This window comes from Longibaculum muris (genome assembly GCF_004343035.1).
In the GTDB taxonomy this organism is placed as follows: domain Bacteria; phylum Bacillota_I; class Bacilli_A; order Erysipelotrichales; family Coprobacillaceae; genus Longibaculum; species Longibaculum muris.
The window spans coordinates 124,402-138,894 of record NZ_SMCQ01000002.1 but is presented as its reverse complement, the minus strand read 5'-3'; the positions used below and the strand labels follow the sequence as shown (position 1 = coordinate 138,894).

The window sequence follows — 14,493 nt, the reverse complement described above, 5'->3', positions numbered from 1 at the left end:
ACCCTCCATTATTCCTTTCTTGGATCGATGTATTTAGCAGCACTATCAAATCTACCATAAGTTCCAGTAGCTTCTTTTAATGCTTCATTTGCATCTTTTCCAGCTTTAATCATATCCATCATTCTTCCAAGGCTAATGAATTCATAACCGATGATTTCATTATTATCATCTAATGCAATTCTATTGATATATCCTTCAGTTAATTCAAGATATCTAGGACCTTTTAATTTAGTAGAATAAGCAGTACCAACCATACTTCTTAATCCTTTACCTAAATCTTCAAGACCAGCACCAACAGATAATCCACCTTCAGAGAATGCAGATTGGCTACGTCCATAAACGATTTGTAAGAATAATTCTCTCATTGCAGTATTAATAGCATCACAAACTAAGTCAGTATTTAAACCTTCTAATAAAGTTTTACCAACTAAAGCTTCACTTGCCATAGCAGCTGAGTGAGTCATACCAGAGCATCCAATTGTTTCAATTAATGCTTCTTCGATAATTCCTTCTTTTACGTTTAATGATAATTTACATGCACCTTGTTGAGGAGCACACCATCCAATACCATGTGTAAAACCAGAAATATCTTTGATTTCTTTTGAATATACCCATTTTCCTTCTTCAGGAATTGGAGCACATCCATGATTTCCACCGCGTGCAACAGTGCACATTTCTTCGACTTCTTTTGTATAAATCATTTTTTTACTCCTTTCACTTTCTTAAAATGATTACAGCATGGACAAGAAAAATATTCATATTTTTCTATATTCCAGGTGAAGGAACTCACCTACTGTGATTATAAGGCAAAAGTCCTTTAAAGTCAATGAACTGGCGACTTCCTATGATAAAAAATTGTCAAAAAAAACAAGACAGTAAAAAAGAACAATTCTAAAATAAGAGTCACAATTATTGACCGATATCATAATTTATACTATAATAGTTCAAAATAGAACTAATTGGAGGTATTATGACAGAATTATTAAAGATGATTAATAGTATGAAGAAACTTTATGATCACTTATGTTTAGAAGTCTGCAACAAATATCAACTTACCAAAGTTGAATTGGATATATTATTATTTTTACATAATAATCCAAGTTATGATAGTGCCAAAGATATTGTAGAAAAAAGAGGAATTATTAAATCACATGCTTCTTTAGGAATCGAAAAACTGGTTAAAAAGAATTGTTTAGAAGTTAGTCAAGATGAAAGAGATAAACGTCGTTATCATCTTCATTTGACAGCACGTACAGTTCCAATGATTAAAGATGGATTAGTCGCTCAAAAGAAGTTTCATGAAATTTTATATCATGATTTTAATGAAGAAGAAAGAATGATGGTAAAAACATTATTTAAACGCATGTATATAAATATTATCAATGAGGAGGAGAAAAAATAATGTTTGCTTATTTTATTTATATTGTAGCTGGAATGGGTGCAGGGATAGGAACAGGATTAGCTGGACTATCTGCAGCAGCAGTCATTTCACCAATGTTAATTACTTATTTGGGATTTGATCCTTACGCTGCAGTTGGAATTTCTCTTGCTTCCGATGTCTTAGCTTCAGCTATATCAGCTTATACGTATGGAAAACATAAGAATCTAGATATTAAAAATGGTTTGGTGATGTTAATTACTGTTTTAATTTTTACATTGATTGGAAGTTATATTGCTTCGCTTGTTCCAAGTGGAACGATGGGAGGCTTCTCAGTTGTTATGACATTATTATTAGGGATTAAATTTATTGTACGTCCTGTTATGACAACCAAAGAAGCCCAAGCAGCTAAAACGCAAAAACAAAAAACTATTCAATCATTAATTTGTGGATGTTTAATTGGATTTATTTGTGGATTTATTGGAGCTGGTGGAGGGATGATGTTATTGTTGATTTTAACATCTGTACTTCAATATGAATTAAAAACAGCTGTTGGAACAAGTGTCTTTATTATGGCATTCACTGCTTTTACAGGAGCATGTTCACATTTTGCATTAGGTGGTATGCCAGATATGGAAGCTTTAATCGTTTGTGTAGTTGCAACTTTAGTTGGCGCAAGAGTGGCTGCATTATTTGCTAATAAAGCTGAGCCTCAAACATTAAATCGGGCAACAGGGGTTGTTTTAACAATCTTAGGAGCAGCAATGGTATTAACGAAATACGTATTTTAAAAAGTCATCTGGAAAGATGACTTATTTTCTTATTGCAAATAAAATGTATAAATGTTATAATGAAATTGCTAAAAGTTAACTTATTTGTTATGATTCTTTGTATTGATCAAATCAACAATATAATTAAAATTCTTCATAAATAATTTGGCATCACTTTTATTAAGACTTCTAAAAAAGTAAATTATCTTTGCTTCATCTTTTCCTTGAATCAACAAATCTATATTATTATTCTTTTCTAATCCTAATAAGTGATCTATATCTATGTCTAAGAGACGACAAATATCACTAAGAACATCTAGTGGAGGAAAATAGGTATCATTCACATATGTTGAAAATGTTTTAGGATTAATATTTAATTGTGCAGCAGCTTCTTTTTGAGATAAATCTTTTTCTTCTAGTTTTGCTGCTAAAATAGCTCCAATTTTTAACATATGATATTCACCTCACTTATTATGATTATAACGAAAATCAAAGTTAACAAGTTTATTATCTAGTTTAAATAGAATTTTATTTGATAACTAGTTTAACTACTGATATAATAGGAATGAATACAAATGTAAGTATAAAAGGAGACAAATAATGTATATTTATGATTTTTTAACTTCTCTAGATTTATTGAAAAAAGAAAGAATTCCTTTGATGGATGAATTTCCAAAGAATGCAATATATTATGGTAAATGTTCAAAAGAAGAACTTCAAAAAAGGAATCCAACAATTATAGGAGAAGGAGACAAGTATATATTGTATACAGTGGAGCATATTGATAAGTTATATGCCAAATGTATTGATGAACAATTAGCTTATATTCATGAATTAAATCAGTTTGATTTAATGATACCACGCTCAATGATGATTTATACTGATGTCGCAATTCTTGAGGCTATTCGTCTTTATGATGAACTGAGTAAACATACGGATAATCCTAATCCTTTCTTTGATATGGATATGAATATTAAAATGCCTGTTATATCAAGTATCTATCTTAATAATTATGTCAACAATCATCCGTCATTATACTATTTTCAAAATAATCCAATAAAAAAAGAATTAGTAAGCGCTCAATTTATATATTTTGTCAAAAAATATTGTGAATATCGTTTGACAGTCAAAGATCATAAAGTTTATAAAGTAAGAAATATAGAAAATACTTTACATAATGCAATGGTTCAATATCAAACAGTTGATCATGATGCTTATCATATATTAGAAATAACGGGTTTAGAAAATAAAGAATTTGATGATTTTATTCAACAAATCATGCATGTCTATGAACAAAATCAAAATAATGAATCAATGAAATCTCTTAAGCATAATTGCTGATTTTAAGAGATTTTTTTGTTATGATGAAAAAAATAAAATAAATGCAATAATAAGTAATGTTTTTGCATTAATAAGGTGAAAGGGGAGACATATGCATATGGATAATAAAGAATTAGATCAATTGATTTTAACAATCCCCCAAAGTGATAATGCTTTTGATAAGTTATATGAAAAAACAAAAACCATTGTTTTTGCCTATATTATGAGTATTATCAAAAACTACGATGATAGTCGTGATATTTTACAAGAGGTATATATTAAGATATATCTTGCTAGTCAACAATATGTTTCTATGAAAAAACCAATGGCTTGGATTTATACAATTGCAAGAAATGAATGTTATTTGTATTTAAGAAGAAAGACATGTGATCAACAATATGATGATAATATCGCTTTACCAGAAAATATTAATATTCATACAAAGATGATTTTAGAACAACTGTTTGAACAATTAAATGATCGTGAAAGAGAAATCATTATTATGTATTCATTATGGGGTTTAAAACATATTGAAATAGCAAAACTATTAGAAATACCTTTATCTACATCATTATCATGTTATCGTAGAGGAATGAAAAAAATGAGAAAAGTCTGGAGGGAAGAAGATGAAAGAGTTATATAAAACATTTCAAGAGATTACACCAGATTGTTTAGAGAGTATTCATGAGGAATTAAAACAACGAAAGGATGAACAGTTTATGGTAGAAATGACAAAGAAAAAAAGACAAAGATATTATATGATTCCTGTAGTTATTGTAAGTATGGTTATTTGTTTATTTATTTTATGGCCAACAAGTTCAAAGATATATGCAACAGTTGCTTTAGATGTTAATCCAAGTGTTGAATTAGATATTGATGATCAACATATGATTCAAAAAGTAAAAGCTAACAATGATGATGGTCAAAAGATTATTGGTGATATGAAATTAAAAGGAGTTGATCTAGAAGTTGGAATGAATGCTTTGATTGGATCAATGTTAAAGGAAGGATATATTAGTGAATTAAAGAATTCTTTATTGATTTCAGTTACGGGTGATCATCAAAAAGAAAATGAAGTCTTAAGAAAAGAATTATCTGATGAAATTGATCAATTATTAAAAAATCATCATATAGATGGATCAGTTGTTTCTTTAGCGCTTGAAGATGATGAAAATATTGATGCTTTAGCAAGCAAATATCATATTTCAACAGGAAAGGCACAATTAATTAAAAGCTTGATTGCTAAAAATACACAATATACTTTTGAAGAATTAAAAGATTTATCAGTCAATGAATTAAACATTTTATTAAGTCGCTATGATGTTGATACAAATAAGACTGGTGAAGCAAGCCAAAAAGGATATATTGGCAAAGATAAAGCAACTCAAATCGCTTATCAGGATGCGAAAGTCAGTCAACCAACATTAAAAGAAATTGAGTTAGACTATGAAAAGGGTGTCATGGTTTATGAAATAGAATTTATCAAAGATGGAATTGAATATGAATATGATATTGACGCTCAAAGTGGACAAATTCTAAAACGTGATAAAAAAGAAAAACATCATCAAACTACAACTTCATCATCAAATATTAGTGAAGCTCAAGCTAAAGAATTGGTCTTAAATCATGCTCAAGTTAAAAATGTTCAAAACTATCAATTGAAAAAAGATAAAGATGATGGGATTTTAGAATATGAAATTGAGTTTGTAAGTGGAAAATATTTATATGAGTATAAAGTTGATGCAAGTCATGGTAAGATTTTAGAGAGTGAAAAGAAGTATGTTGGTGAAGTGAAATTAAGTGAAAGTGAAGCAAAACAAATTGCTTTGAATCATGCAAAAGTATCTTCTCATGATACGAAGGATATGGATATTGAGTTAAAGAAAAGTTATTATGAAGTTTCTTTTGAAGTCAGAAATGATGAATATGAATATCATATTGATGCATCAACTGGAAATATTCTTTCTCATCATAAAGAAAGAGATTAAAAAAATCAGCTAGAATTATTCTAGCTGATCATTTTTTTATTCAATAGGAATAAATTTCTTTTCTTCAACTTGTGGTGTCACATCTTTTGGAATTGTGATTTTTAATTCACCATTATCAAATGAAGCTTTAATATCTTCATGTTTCACTGCATCTCCAACATAGAAATTACGAGAGCAGCTACCACTATAACGTTCACGTCTAATCACATGACCTTCCTCATCTTTTTCTTCATTATTAACGTTCTTTGTTGCATTAATAATTAAATATCCATCTTTTAATTCCATTTGGATATCTTCTTTTTTATATCCAGGAAGTTCCATGTTCAATAAATAATTTCCATCTTTTTCAACGATGTCAGTACGCATACTGTCAACAGAAGAATAATTAAATGGATCTTGGAATAAATCATCAAACATATCATTAAATGCAGGTAGGAATTTCATATATATCGCCTCTTTCTTTAAAAATCAACCCTTGAATACTCAATCTATTGAGTAACGAAATAACTACCCTGTTAGGCCTTCCCTAACTACACTTATATTATATCACTAATTTTAGCACTGTCAACATTTGAGTGCTAAATATTTTACAAATTAAGAAAGCTCCTGTTTTTTAGCATGGATTATGATATGGTATAGGATATGGAGGAGAGAAGATGAAATTAGTTGTTAGTGATATGGATGGAACGCTTATTAATCATCAAAGTGGAATTTCACCAGCTAATTTAAAAGCAATTCAGCAATTACAAGAAAATGGAATTGAATTTGCTATTGCATCAGGTCGTGATTTTTATGGTGTTCGTTCTATCTTAGATCAATATGACATAAGATGTCATGCTATTTTAGGAAATGGTGCTCAATATTGCGATGAAGATGGTCAAGTGATTATGAGTTGCTATTTAAATAAAAGTGTATTTGCTGATATTATTCAAATCTTTGAGAATGCTCATGTTCCTTATATGGTTTTTACAACCAAAGGTTTTTATACAAGATATCAACCAAGTTATGTACAAGAACAGTTTATTGAAAGAGGAATTAAAAGATTTGGAAATCGTAAAGAAGATTATGATAAAAATGGTTCATTTGTAAATTGTCCTTGTAATCTTCTTGAACAATTTAGTGATATTCAAGAGTTTCTACAGAGAGATTTAGATATTATTAAGGTTGAAGCTTTTTCATTGAATGCTAGTGATATTACACCGACTAAAGAGTTATTAGCGCGTATTCCAACAATTTCATATTTATCATCATTTGAGGATAATGTGGAAGTCACAAATGAAAATGCCCAAAAAGGTTTGATTTTACAACAAGTAGCACAGCTTAAAAAGATTGATAAGAAAGATATTGCTGTTTTAGGAGATGGTATGAATGATTTCACTTTATTTCAATTGTTTCCTTATTCATTTGCTCCTAAAAATGCTGATGATACAATTAAATTATTAGCATATCGAGTTGTTGATGAATGTGAAAATGACGGTTTTGCCAAAGCTATTGATATAATTTTAAAAGAGAAAATATAAGGGTAAAAAGTTAAAAAAGGATTAAGAAGGAAACTTAATGAACAAAGAAAAACAATTGATTTTCTATAAATGGTAAGATAAATGAATGATATAGTGTTCATTTATCTTTTTTGACAATTTGTTAATAAATTCTTAAGATATTCACATTATTTATGTAATATAATAGGGAAAAGGGGTGGGAATATGAATGTTTTAGTTGTTGATGATGAAAAAGAAATTGCTGATTTAGTAGAACTCTATTTAAAAAATGAAGGATATCAAGTTTTTAAGTTTTATAATGGAACAGATGCTTTACATTGTGCTTTTCATGAAAATATAGATTTGGCTATCTTAGATATTATGTTGCCAGATATTGATGGTTTAGTAATCTGTCAAAAAATGCGAGAAGCATATACATTTCCTATTATAATGTTAACTGCTAAAGAAACTGAGATTGATAAAATCACTGGTCTAACTATTGGCGCTGATGATTATGTGACAAAACCATTTCGACCATTAGAATTAATGGCTCGTGTGAAAGCTCAATTACGTCGTTATAAGATGATGACACCACAACAAAATGAAAACATCATTACCATAGGAGCTTTAACGATTGATCAAGATAATCATCAATGTTTGTTAAATAACGAAAACTTATCCTTGACCCCAACTGAATTTTCTATTCTCTGGTTACTTTGTGAAAACAAAGGAAAAGTTGTTACTGTTGATCAGATCTTTCAAGATTTATGGGGTGAAAAATATTATACAAATTCAAGTAGTTCAATTATGGTGCATATTCGTCATTTAAGAGAAAAAATGAATGATAGTGCTGAGAATCCAAAATATATTCAAACAGTATGGGGAGTAGGTTATAAAATTGGCTAAGGATTATACACGAAGATTTCAAAAAGAAATATTAAAAAGACATGTTATGATTGCTGTGATATCGATTGTTATTTTATTGTTGATGTATTTTTTTGTAGATCATTTTTATAATGGCGCAGTGATTAATTTTATACAAGAAATATTTGGCTGGGATTTTGCTAATTTTATTTTGAAAAATCAAACTGCTTTTGTTTTTATGACTTTATTAGCTGCACTATTATTAAATTCATTGATTGTAGAAATATATGCAATTCAAAAAATATCACAAGTCTTTTCACAAATGAAAATCTTATTTCAAAAAAATGATCAAAGAATTATTTTGGATGAATCTTTATTTGAATTAGAAAATGATTTAAATGAATTAAAGAAAGAAAGTTTAGAAAATGAGAAAAAAGCTATTCAAGAGGAACAACATAAAGTTGATATGATTGCTTATCTTGCTCATGATATTAAAACTCCATTGGCTTCAGTTATTGGTTATTTATGTTTATTAGATGAAACGAATGATTTACCTGATGAATTACGTCAAAAGTATACCCATATGACATTAGAAAAAGCGTATCGATTAGAAAAATTAATTAATGAATTTTTTGATATTGCAAAATTAAATCAAGCCTACAATCAATTACATCAAGAAGATGTTTGTTTATCTTATTTATTAGAACAGATGAAAGAAGAATTTTATCCTATTCTTTCAGAAAAAAAACAAACAGTTTCTATTGATGTTGAAAATGATTTTATGATATATGCTGATCCTAATAAAATTGCTAGAGTCTTTAATAATATTTTTAAAAATGCTTTTTATTATGGTGATGCTTCTTCAACTATACAAGTTAAAGCATATCATGAGGGGATTTATAGCCATATTTTATTTTCTAATGTAGGGAACACGATTCCAAAAGATAAGCTGAATCGTATTTTTGAACAATTCTATCGTTTAGATGAATCACGTTCTTCAACAACTGGAGGATCAGGCTTAGGGCTTTCAATTGCAAAAATGATTGTTGATTTACATCATGGACATATTAAAGTGACAAGTGAAAATCGTCAAACTGTTTTTGAAGTTATTTTACCACGTCAACCATTTTAAGAAAATCTTAAGAATTTGTTAAACAATTTCCTTACTTTATTGATTATACTAGTGTCTGTAAGGAGATGTGAGTATGAAACGTAAAATCATTGTATTTATCGCAATTATCATTATTCCATTCATTATTTTACTTTTAGACCACTATGTCTTAAAAGAAGATGTACATATGGATGCTGCTTATGACCAATCTGCAGATTGGTCATATATTATGCAACATCAGGATGATATTCCACCTTCATTATTAAAATTAGCAATGCATAATAAAGAAACAATTCCATTTGTTTCACACTATTTACGTCAACCCCAAAACCTTTCTTTAGATTTAAAAACAGATTTAAAATCTCAAGAAATTCCTTTACTTTTACAATGGGATACAAGATGGGGATATCGCAAATATGGGGATGATTTTATAGCTGTGAATGGATGTGGTCCAACATGTTTATCAATGGTTTTAAGTTATTTACAAAACAATGCTTCTTTAAATCCTTATGTGATTGCAAAATATGCTTATCAAAAAGGTTATTATACTCAAGCTGGAACATCGTGGCGATTAATGGATGAAGGAGCAAGATGTTTTGGGGTTAATGCGGGTCAGATGTCCTTAAATGAAGATATGATTAAGCAAGAATTAGAGCAGCATCATCCCATTATTTGTAGTGTGGGACCAGGAATATTTACAACTGAAGGACATTTTATTGTTCTTAGAGAATATAAAAATGGATTGATTTATGTTAATGATCCAAATAGTCGTCAACATAGTCAAAAAGGTTATCGTTTTGATGAAATTAAAAATCAAATTAAGAATTTATGGGTTTATAGTAAGGAAAAGAATAGATGACTATTCTTTTTTTTGATAGAATGGAATGTAGGGGGATGTGATGAGAATGATATTAATTGTAGAAGATGATTTGGGAATCCAAGAAACATTATATGATTTATTAACAATGAAAAATTATGAAGTGAAACAAGCCTATACAATCAAAGAGACACTGAATATAGATATTCATGATATTGAATTAATTATTATGGATATTCAATTACCAGATGGTAATGGTGTGACATTATGTCAACAAATTCGTCAAGTCAGCCAAGTTCCAATTTTGTTTTTAACTGCTAGAACTGATGAAGAAACACTGGTAGAGGCTTTAAATGCTGGTGGCGATGATTACATTAGCAAACCATTTCGTGTCAATGAATTATTAGCGAGAATGCATAGTATTTCACGACGAATTCTTAAAAACAAGGATGTTATTGAAACAAATGATTTATATATTGATATAAAAAAATATCATGTTTTCAAACAACAACAAGAGATTCTCTTAAGTGCTATTGGGTATGAAATCTTATTTTTAATGGTTCAAAATCAAGGCGTGGTTGTGACAAGAGAAAGATTAATCGAATTTATTGAAGAACGTACAGGAAATTATATTGAAGATAATACGGTGAGTGTACATATGAAAAGGTTAAGAGAAAAGTTAGGAACTTATAAAGGAATGGACTATATTGAAACAGTGAGGGGGATTGGGTATCGATGGAGAAGCATTTAAGAAAAAGTCAATCGCTCTATTCAATAGGTTGTATTGTGTTTTTATTAATGATTATGATGATTTCAATAGTGGCTCTTATCACAAAAAATATCTTTTTTTATTATATTATTCTTTGTCTTTCTTTTGTTATAATCATCATCCATTTTAGATATATTCAACATTTAAAAAAATCACTTCTAACTTTAATAGAGATGTGTCAAATGATTATTGAAGAAAAAGCAGAAACCTTTCCGCTTATTGATGGAGAAAGCTATATTGCTGTTTTATCATCTCATCTTCATATCTTAAATATCAGAATGCAGGGGATGTTAGAACGTTTACATCATGAACAAAATCAATTAAAAAACTATATTGAAAATATATCTCATCAAATCAAAACCCCATTAACAGCCATGTTTTTAAAAGAAGATCTTTTATTAGAAATGACTCAAGGGAAACAACATCGAATTGTTGAACAAATTGTTTTTCAAACTCAAAGAATACAAGATTGTATTGAAGATTTATTACAACTTGCTCAACTTGATTCTCATTCTATTGAATATCATAAAAAAGATTATCTTTTTAGTGAGATTATAGATTCTATTCAAGAACAATTATTTCCATTGATGGAAGATAATGATGTTCATTTGAAAATACAAGGAGAAAATCAAATGATTTATTGTGATTTTCAATGGATGAAAGAAGCCATTGAAAATATTTTAAAGAATTGTATTGAACAAAAATCTCATTCATCAATTGATATCACTTGTTTAGAAAAATCATCTTATATGAAAATCATAATTCATGATCATGGAGATGGTTTTATAGAGGAAGATATCCCTCATTTGTTTGAACGTTTTTATCGAAGTGAATATCAATCTCATCAAGGAATAGGAATTGGATTATCGATTTCTCAAGAAATTATTCAAGATCATCATGGAAGTATTTATATCTATAATGATCAAGGTGCTGTTTTTGAAATCCTCTTGCCTCAAAAAGAAACAAAAAATAAATACACAGTCACTATCGAGTAAGAAAAGAAGTTTATATTAGATAGTGAGGAGGGAAAGTGTATGGCACTATTAGAATTAAAAGATGTAAGAAAGAGTTATGGATATGATGAAAATAAGGTTGATGCGATTTCACATATTAATCTTACAATTGAAGAAGGAAGTTTTGTTGCTATTGTGGGAAAGAGTGGGAGTGGAAAATCAACACTTCTTCATGTGATGGGAGGATTAACAAAACCTCAACATGGAGTGGTTTTATTAGAAGGAAATTCTTTATATGATATGAGTGATGATCAACTTTCACGTTATCGTCGTCGCCGTATGGGATTTGTTTTTCAATTCTATAATTTGATTTCAAGTTTAAATGTTATTGAAAATATTGTTTTACCTATTCATTTAGATCATTTAAAAGAAGATCATGAATTTATTGATGAACTTTTGGATTTATTAGGTTTAAAAGAAAAGAAAACGGCTTTTGTCAAAGAACTTTCTGGTGGTCAACAACAACGTGTTGCCATTGCAAGAGCTTTGGCTATGAAACCAGCTATTATTTTGGCCGATGAACCAACAGGAAATCTAGATGCCAAAAGTTCTTTGGAAGTTGTTGAACTGTTAAAATTGTCACAACGTCAATATAAGCAAACTCTCATTTTGGTCACACATGATGATATGATAGCTTCTCAAGCCGATCGTATTATTACGATTAGTGATGGTCAGATTGTGGGTGATACAGATGAAAAATAATTTACTACATCATTTTGCAATTCAAGATTTAAAAACCCATCGTAACGATAGCAAAGTGACTTTGGTCACATTGATTGCTCTTTCATTTGTTATTATGATGATTACCTTTTTAACACCGCTTTTACTCAATTCATATATTTTAAATTCACAAGCAAAACATGGTTATTATGATTATATAAGTTATACACCTTATGATAAAGATGAAATCTTAAAAACACCTATAACTTATCAAAATAAAGAGACTATGTTTAAGGATGCTGATTTTGAGTATGCCCTTGTGGCTGATATCGGATACTCATATGGAGATGATTCCATTCATTATATTGAAGGAAATAAGGATATTTTATCAATTCAATTAAAAGATGGTCATTTTCCTAAAAAAGAAAACGAAGTTGCCATTAAGGAAAGTACCCTAAAGCGTATGGGTTATGATATAAAACTTGACCAAAATATTGAGGTAGCATATCGATATTATCAACCTACATCAGATGGAAACGATGAGTGTTATAATGCAGTGGGACAATGGAAAGTTGTTGGTATCTTACAAGAAAGTGGGGATACAGATATTCTTTTAGGAAAACAAACAACACCACAAAAATATGCTGTTTATATTGATACTTATAAACAAGAAAATATAAGTGTTCATGGAGATATAAGATTAGATAGAGTCTTTGATTTGAATCAAGATATTGGTTCAAAATCTCAACTTAATTTCTTAATTGTGATTGTGGAATTTGTTTTATTTATTGTTGGATGTATTATTGTTTCAGGATTGACAATTGCCTCGTTTGAAAATCGTAAGAATGATTACACTTTATTACGAGGAATTGGTGCAACAAAACGGCAGGTCTATTATATTGTTTTTATCCAAGCCATGTTATTAGCACTTTTATCTATTATAGTTGCAAGTATTGCTTATGTGATTGTTGGAAATATTTTCATTCTTATTGTGGATACAATCATACCATTGCAGTTCAATTGGAATTATTATCTAGGTTGTATTTTTATTATTGTCTTGATGTCTTTGATCAGCTATTTTATGCCAGCTCGTGGAGCAACACGACGTGCATTAAGTGGATCTTTTGAATCAGCGGAATTTCAATATTTCTATTATCGTTATAAAAAACTACATCAAATGCGTCCAATGTATTTAGGGTGGCGTCAATTGGTTAATAATAAGAAACAAATGATATTTAAGATTTTCTTTGTCTTTATAGCATCTTTAATGATGATGTCAATTATTGGAGATTATATTTATGGTATACATTTAACAAAGCAAAGAAATGAATATGTTGAAACATCACAAAATGCAACTTTAATTTATTCACCGATTGTTGATAATACCAATATTCATCCTGATGATTTTAAAACAATGTCTTCTTATGCTAAAGAAGTTATATATACACATAACTTTTTATATTCACCAGAAAATGGTTATCCCCATAAAATCTATTGTCTTGATGAAAATGTAAAAAAACAATTTTCATTACCACAAGATCAAGTATTAAAAACTGGTGAAATTATTGTTAGTCTAGGATTTGATAGAGATAACAATTTACAAACTTATTCTTTGGTTGATGGAAATGTTTTTCAAATTGCATACGTATTAAGTAACTATGAAGAAAAATTTATAATTATGTCTAAAGATGATTTTATCAAATATGCAGATGTAAAGCATTATCAAGAAGTTTATCTATCTTTTGATAGTATTGCCCAAAAGAATCAGGCAATCCTTGCTTTTGCAAAAGCTAATCCAAAGATGAGATATAATGTTATTGATAGTTCTTTACAACCACAAAGAGATTATGAATATCAAATGTCAAAAGAATCAGTATTTGATTTTCCAACTTTACGTTTAGCATTGATTGTTGCAACAAGTGTTATTTATATTTATCAATTGTCTTTTGAATTATTAAAACAAAGAGAAACAATCGCAACTTATCAATTATTAGGTTTTAGAAAAATAGAAATATGGAAAATATATATGTATAAGTCTTTGTTCATTGCAAGTCTTGGATTTGTTTTTGCGCTTTATTATCATTTTGCAGATATGTTTATTGAACATGGAGGCAATGGTGGATGGCATATTTTTATGGATCCTATTCCATTGATGGGACAAGTGTTACCAACATTGATACTGATTATAATTTTGATTTCTTTTTCCTTACTTCCGATTTATTCAATTCTCAAAAAAGATGGTTTAGAGAATAAAACAATAAGAGAATAATGAAATTTCTATGTATTTTAAAGAATAGTTTTTGACTATTCTTTTTATATGCTTTA

At 28.8% G+C, this 14,493-nt stretch carries 16 protein-coding genes; 13 read left to right on the top strand and 3 right to left on the bottom strand.

What is annotated here, in order from left to right; genetic code table 11:
• Positions 1-8 precede the first annotated feature (8 nt).
• Positions 9-701, bottom strand: a complete 693-nt coding sequence (locus EDD60_RS02845) for an iron-sulfur cluster assembly scaffold protein (RefSeq protein WP_066446442.1) — start codon at positions 699-701, stop codon at positions 9-11.
• A gap of 269 nt (positions 702-970) precedes the next feature.
• Between EDD60_RS02845 and EDD60_RS02840 the strand changes: the two genes are divergently transcribed.
• Entirely contained in the window at positions 971-1,402 is a 432-nt protein-coding gene (locus EDD60_RS02840; protein WP_066446439.1) for a MarR family transcriptional regulator, read from the top strand.
• The gene (locus EDD60_RS02835; RefSeq protein WP_066446432.1) at positions 1,402-2,169 is read left to right on the top strand and encodes a sulfite exporter TauE/SafE family protein; all 768 of its coding nucleotides are present in this window, start codon (positions 1,402-1,404) and stop codon (positions 2,167-2,169) included. Before EDD60_RS02840 ends, EDD60_RS02835 begins: the two co-directional genes overlap by 1 nt.
• Positions 2,170-2,249: 80 nt before the next feature.
• On the opposite strand, the gene EDD60_RS02830 is transcribed toward EDD60_RS02835, so the two are convergent.
• Positions 2,250-2,600 carry a helix-turn-helix domain-containing protein gene (locus tag EDD60_RS02830; protein WP_066446429.1) on the bottom strand — a complete coding sequence of 117 codons (351 nt, stop codon included), beginning with the start codon at positions 2,598-2,600 and terminating at the stop codon, positions 2,250-2,252.
• 148 nt (positions 2,601-2,748) lie between these two features.
• Between EDD60_RS02830 and EDD60_RS02825 the strand changes: the two genes are divergently transcribed.
• The 3 genes from EDD60_RS02825 (at position 2,749) to EDD60_RS02815 (ending at position 5,456) form a co-directional block, all read left to right on the top strand.
• A complete protein-coding gene (locus EDD60_RS02825; RefSeq protein WP_066446426.1) occupies positions 2,749-3,489 on the top strand; it encodes a hypothetical protein in 741 nt (246 codons plus the stop codon).
• 97 nt (positions 3,490-3,586) lie between these two features.
• A complete protein-coding gene (locus EDD60_RS02820; RefSeq protein WP_165973122.1) occupies positions 3,587-4,111 on the top strand; it encodes an RNA polymerase sigma factor in 525 nt (174 codons plus the stop codon).
• A complete protein-coding gene (locus EDD60_RS02815; protein ID WP_066446422.1) occupies positions 4,095-5,456 on the top strand; it encodes a PepSY domain-containing protein in 1,362 nt (453 codons plus the stop codon). Before EDD60_RS02820 ends, EDD60_RS02815 begins: the two co-directional genes overlap by 17 nt.
• Positions 5,457-5,492: 36 nt before the next feature.
• Here the strand turns inward: EDD60_RS02815 and EDD60_RS02810 are convergent, their stop codons facing one another.
• Positions 5,493-5,900 carry an Hsp20/alpha crystallin family protein gene (locus tag EDD60_RS02810; RefSeq protein ID WP_066446419.1) on the bottom strand — a complete coding sequence of 136 codons (408 nt, stop codon included), beginning with the start codon at positions 5,898-5,900 and terminating at the stop codon, positions 5,493-5,495.
• 212 nt (positions 5,901-6,112) lie between these two features.
• On the opposite strand from EDD60_RS02810, the gene EDD60_RS02805 reads away from it, so the two are divergent.
• The 8 genes from EDD60_RS02805 (at position 6,113) to EDD60_RS02770 (ending at position 14,437) form a co-directional block, all read left to right on the top strand.
• Complete coding sequence (locus EDD60_RS02805) at positions 6,113-6,976, top strand: Cof-type HAD-IIB family hydrolase (protein ID WP_066446414.1); 864 nt, start codon at positions 6,113-6,115, stop codon at positions 6,974-6,976.
• 183 nt (positions 6,977-7,159) lie between these two features.
• Positions 7,160-7,840, top strand: coding sequence for a VanR-ABDEGLN family response regulator transcription factor (vanR, locus tag EDD60_RS02800; protein WP_132226201.1), 681 nt, complete (start codon positions 7,160-7,162; stop codon positions 7,838-7,840).
• The gene (locus EDD60_RS02795) at positions 7,833-8,930 is read left to right on the top strand and encodes a sensor histidine kinase (RefSeq protein WP_066446401.1); all 1,098 of its coding nucleotides are present in this window, start codon (positions 7,833-7,835) and stop codon (positions 8,928-8,930) included. Before vanR ends, EDD60_RS02795 begins: the two co-directional genes overlap by 8 nt.
• 73 nt (positions 8,931-9,003) lie before the next feature.
• Complete coding sequence (locus tag EDD60_RS02790) at positions 9,004-9,768, top strand: C39 family peptidase (RefSeq protein ID WP_066446400.1); 765 nt, start codon at positions 9,004-9,006, stop codon at positions 9,766-9,768.
• A gap of 40 nt (positions 9,769-9,808) precedes the next feature.
• On the top strand, positions 9,809-10,477 hold the full coding sequence (locus tag EDD60_RS02785) for a response regulator transcription factor (RefSeq protein WP_243646613.1): 669 nt from the start codon (positions 9,809-9,811) through the stop codon (positions 10,475-10,477).
• Complete coding sequence (locus EDD60_RS02780) at positions 10,462-11,490, top strand: sensor histidine kinase (RefSeq protein WP_066446399.1); 1,029 nt, start codon at positions 10,462-10,464, stop codon at positions 11,488-11,490. Before EDD60_RS02785 ends, EDD60_RS02780 begins: the two co-directional genes overlap by 16 nt.
• 39 nt (positions 11,491-11,529) lie before the next feature.
• Complete coding sequence (locus EDD60_RS02775) at positions 11,530-12,210, top strand: ABC transporter ATP-binding protein (RefSeq protein ID WP_066446398.1); 681 nt, start codon at positions 11,530-11,532, stop codon at positions 12,208-12,210.
• On the top strand, positions 12,200-14,437 hold the full coding sequence (locus tag EDD60_RS02770; protein ID WP_165973121.1) for an ABC transporter permease: 2,238 nt from the start codon (positions 12,200-12,202) through the stop codon (positions 14,435-14,437). Before EDD60_RS02775 ends, EDD60_RS02770 begins: the two co-directional genes overlap by 11 nt.
• Positions 14,438-14,493 lie beyond the last annotated feature (56 nt).